At 64.3% G+C, this 597-nt stretch carries 1 pseudogene; it reads left to right on the top strand.

Annotated elements, in window-relative coordinates:
- Nucleotides 1-597, top strand: a pseudogene (locus tag QP119_RS11475) (hypothetical protein); the annotation flags it as partial.

Here is a 597-nt window from a genome sequence, read left to right as displayed (position 1 = left end):
GAAGCTCGGCCGGCGCCAGGCCCGCCGCAGGATCATCCGCCAGGCGACCACCAGGCGCCAACGTGTCACCGCCAAGAAGATCAAGACCGCACTACGGGTCCGCCAGGAAGCCCGCGACCAACGCGAAGCCGACCTACGCCTGACGCGGGCAAACCGTTGGCGCAACAACCAGGTCCCCGGCGGCCACATCCCACCTGCCGACGGCACCAACCCACCCAACTACTTCTCGAATACCGACCAGACCGACCCCGTGGCCGTGAAAAGCCGGCTCAAGCGCCGGCTGGACTACGAGATCTGGATGGACAACCAACCCCGCCGAGATGAGACCATCACCTCCTACTCGACACGCATGGCAGCCAGTACCGCTGTCAGCCGGTACACCATCAAAGACTCCTATGTGGCCTCACTGGGCGCCTTCATCGACAAACTGCCGCGTTTGAAGGCCCTGCAGGAGATGCTCTTCCACATCGAGGTCGCATCGCTTCGCACCATCGGCGCGGCCGTCATGGCCGTGGGGGACCCCGAGATACTGGCGAGAATCGATGAGGCCATCACCGACTTTCTCACCCCTACCGCACCCAGGCAGGCGTTTCCGAC

The organism is Corynebacterium frankenforstense, assembly GCF_030211955.1.
Taxonomy (GTDB): Bacteria; Actinomycetota; Actinomycetes; order Mycobacteriales; family Mycobacteriaceae; genus Corynebacterium; species Corynebacterium frankenforstense_A.
This window is presented reverse-complemented; position numbering and strand designations above follow the sequence as displayed.